2 protein-coding genes, 1 tRNA gene and 1 rRNA gene are annotated in these 3,107 nt (G+C 44.0%); 2 read left to right on the plus strand and 2 right to left on the minus strand.

What is annotated here, in order from left to right; translation table 11 throughout:
- Together IQP38_RS21640 and IQP38_RS21645 are read left to right on the plus strand one after the other, a co-directional pair.
- A partial coding sequence (locus tag IQP38_RS21640; RefSeq protein ID WP_228010159.1) for a uroporphyrinogen-III C-methyltransferase occupies nt 1-997 on the plus strand: 997 nt, incomplete at its 5' end.
- Nucleotides 997-2,178, plus strand: a complete 1,182-nt coding sequence (locus tag IQP38_RS21645) for a heme biosynthesis protein HemY (protein ID WP_042523916.1) — start codon at nt 997-999, stop codon at nt 2,176-2,178. The genes IQP38_RS21640 and IQP38_RS21645, both read left to right, overlap by 1 nt.
- A gap of 676 nt (nt 2,179-2,854) precedes the next feature.
- Here IQP38_RS21645 and IQP38_RS21650 read toward each other — a convergent pair.
- Both IQP38_RS21650 and rrf read right to left on the minus strand, forming a co-directional pair.
- Nucleotides 2,855-2,945: transfer RNA gene (locus tag IQP38_RS21650), tRNA-Ser, on the minus strand.
- A gap of 71 nt (nt 2,946-3,016) precedes the next feature.
- Nucleotides 3,017-3,107 (minus strand): 5S ribosomal RNA (rrf, locus tag IQP38_RS21655); the annotation flags it as partial.

The following is a 3,107-nucleotide window of genomic DNA, read 5'->3' on the forward strand; positions in this document are numbered from 1 at the left end:
TATCATCTTATCGATTATTTTTGGCGGTGGCCTTGCGTACAAGCTGCATCAACAGCAAGCTGATTACCAAGCGCAGATCGCCCAACTAAAAAGTCAGCTAGAAAGCACTCAAGCTTCCATGAAGCAAGAGCTCAGTCGGGTACAAGAAGAAACCATCGAGAAAGCAACGACCGTTACACACAAAGCGGAAGTAGTACTTGGACAGCAACAGAAGAGCATTGAAAGCTTACAGCTCGCCGTTGCCGATGTGAAAGGTCGTCGACCAAACGACTGGCTATTAGCGGAAGCCGATTACCTTGTCAAATTAGCTGGTCGTAAATTGTTCTTAGAGCACGATGTAGAAAGCGCGACTCAACTGATGGAAAGTGCAGACCAACGCATTGCAGCACTGAATGACCCTAGCCTCGTCAAACTACGTAAAGCAATGGCGAACGATATCACCAAACTTCGCACTATCCCGCTAATTGACCGTGATGGATTGGTCCTACGCTTAACTGCCCTACAACAGCAAGTAGACAAGCTCCCTCTCGCCAATGCACTGCTACCTGAAGCTGAAGCCGTAGAAAACACTGAAGTGTCTGAAGATATCGCAAACTGGCAAGATAACTTAATGACCTCTTTGAAGGACTTTTCAGAAAACTTCATTACCTTCCGCACGCGCGATGGTAACGTCATTCCACTGCTTTCTCCTGAGCAACACTTTTACCTGAAAGAAAACATCAAAGCCAAATTGGAAACGGCAATAAAAGCGGTGTACCAAGAACAAGGTGAAATTTACACCACATCTCTAAAAACAGCCGACAAATGGGCATTAGCTTTCTTCAACCAAGACGATAATTCCGTTAAAGAGTTCAACAAAACGGTTAACCTGCTAAGTCAGCAAAATATTCAAGTGGAATACCCAACAAAACTGCAAAGTCAGTCTCAACTATCAGATGTCATCCGTGAACGCCTACGTCGTGAAGTCACAACGATGACAGGCATGGAGGATAAGTAATGTTTCGTCTTATTTTCCTATTTGTTGTACTAGGCGCAGGACTATTTGTTGGCACCCAGTTTTCTGGTCAGCAAGGCTATGTACTCATCTCCATTGCCGAGAAAACGATCGAGATGAGCGTAACGACATTAGTGGTTTTCGTTATCGCTGCACTCGCAGGTCTTTTTCTGCTTGAGTACCTGATTAAGAAGTTAGTTTATGCTAGTTCTACAACATGGAACTACTTCAGTGTTCGCAAAATGCGCCATTCCCGCCGATACACCAATGAAGGCATTATTAAACTTCTAGAAGGTGACTGGAAAGGTGCTGAGAAGAAAGTAACTCGCTGGGCAAATCATCACGATATGCCGCTGCTTTGCTACTTGGTTGCGTCTGAAGCCGCACAAGGCCAAGGTGATAAAGCAAAACGAGATCACTATCTAGAGCTAGCGAGCCAACAAGAGAACGCCCATCTCGCAGTAGAACTGACTCGAGCGAAACAATTTATCCGCGACAACGAGTTCGAGTCCGCTTTCGATACCTTGCAATCGTTAAAAAGTCAGTATGCGAGTAACTCTATTGTATTGAACTTGCTGAAAACAACGTACATGCAGCTAAAGTTGTGGCAACCTCTTATTGACCTCTTGCCACAACTAACCAAAGCAAAACTCATCACGGAAGAAGAACATGCAGAGCTGATTCAAAAGGCGCAGTGCGGCTTACTCCATGAAGTAGCGCAACAACAAGGTAGCGAAGGGCTTATCTCTCATTGGAATAGTCTCTCACGTAAAGTGAAACAAGACACACACCTCGTTGCCTGTTTTGCTCGAGAACTCATCACACGAAAAGCTGATGCAGAAGCCTTTACCGTGCTAAAAGAAGCATTAAAAAAACAACCTGCCCCAGAGCTTTATCAACTACTGCCAGATCTAAATCTGCCAGATACCCACCCTGTCGTGGTCTTCTTAGAGGGCGTAGTGAAGAAAGAACCGGATAACGCCGCTGCCCATAGCGCATTAGCGCACTTCTATTTCCGTCAAGAGAAGTGGCAAGAAGCCCAAGATCACTTTGAGATCGCCTTAAAGCTTCGCTCTGACGTCTCTGACTATGCATTCCTAGCAGACACACTAGAGAAGCAAAATCTAACCAAAGCTGCTCACGAAGTCTCTCGTAAAGCTCTCACGCTCGTCCAGAACGACTAAGTAGCAGTCATCTAACCAAGCCGGCAGCTCACTGTCGGCTTTTTTATTGCCTGCTATTAACCCTTTAGTCCTTACATCAATATGTTTATCAAATTCATTGGTTCCCAAGTAATTTCCAACTTCCTAGCAACTCACTATCGTTTCACTTTCACTCTTCTCTTTTGACTACTCTGATCCTGTCATTCCAGCAGAATCCAAAAACAATTTTAAAAGATGCAGGAATACGTAACTTTAGCCTGTTGATGTATGGTTTTAAGACGTAGCTAGATTTAGGCAATAGAGCACACGCATCGCTAGACTGAGCAAAACAAAAAGATACATCAGTGAAACAGTGGCTATTTTAGTATGCTTATTATGTTCGGTCTATCCGGTAAAAGGGGCTAGAGAAGCAATGGTAGTGCTTTAAGAGAACGATAAGGCAATAGATGGTTCAACAACTTAACAAAGCATCTCCAACAACCTTATCTGGACAGCATGCAGTGATGAGGATGAACAGCTTTAGAGGCAACTGCACTTCTTAGCAAAAATCAAAACGTCACAACCAAGACCGATACCAATATTACTTTGTCGAAAAGTAGATCGCATATGGAATTGATTTTTGGCAAGCACAGATAGAGTAATAAAGATGTGCGGAAATGAAAAAAGCCTCGCTATTTCTAGCGAGGCTTCTTAATAGTGGCGGAGAGATAGGGATTTGAACCCTAGATACGCTATTAACGTATGCCGGTTTTCAAGACCGGTGCTTTCAACCACTCAGCCATCTCTCCACAAATTGTCATCAACAGATTAGTACACTGATGATGTTGTTACTTGTCTATGCAAATAACGATTATTTAAAGCCTGGCGATGTCCTACTCTCACATGGGGAAGCCCCACACTACCATCGGCGCTATTTCGTTTCACTTCTGAGTTCGGCATGGAAATCAGGT

Source organism: Vibrio sp. OPT41 (genome assembly GCF_015163595.1).
GTDB lineage: Bacteria > Pseudomonadota > Gammaproteobacteria > Enterobacterales > Vibrionaceae > Vibrio > Vibrio alginolyticus.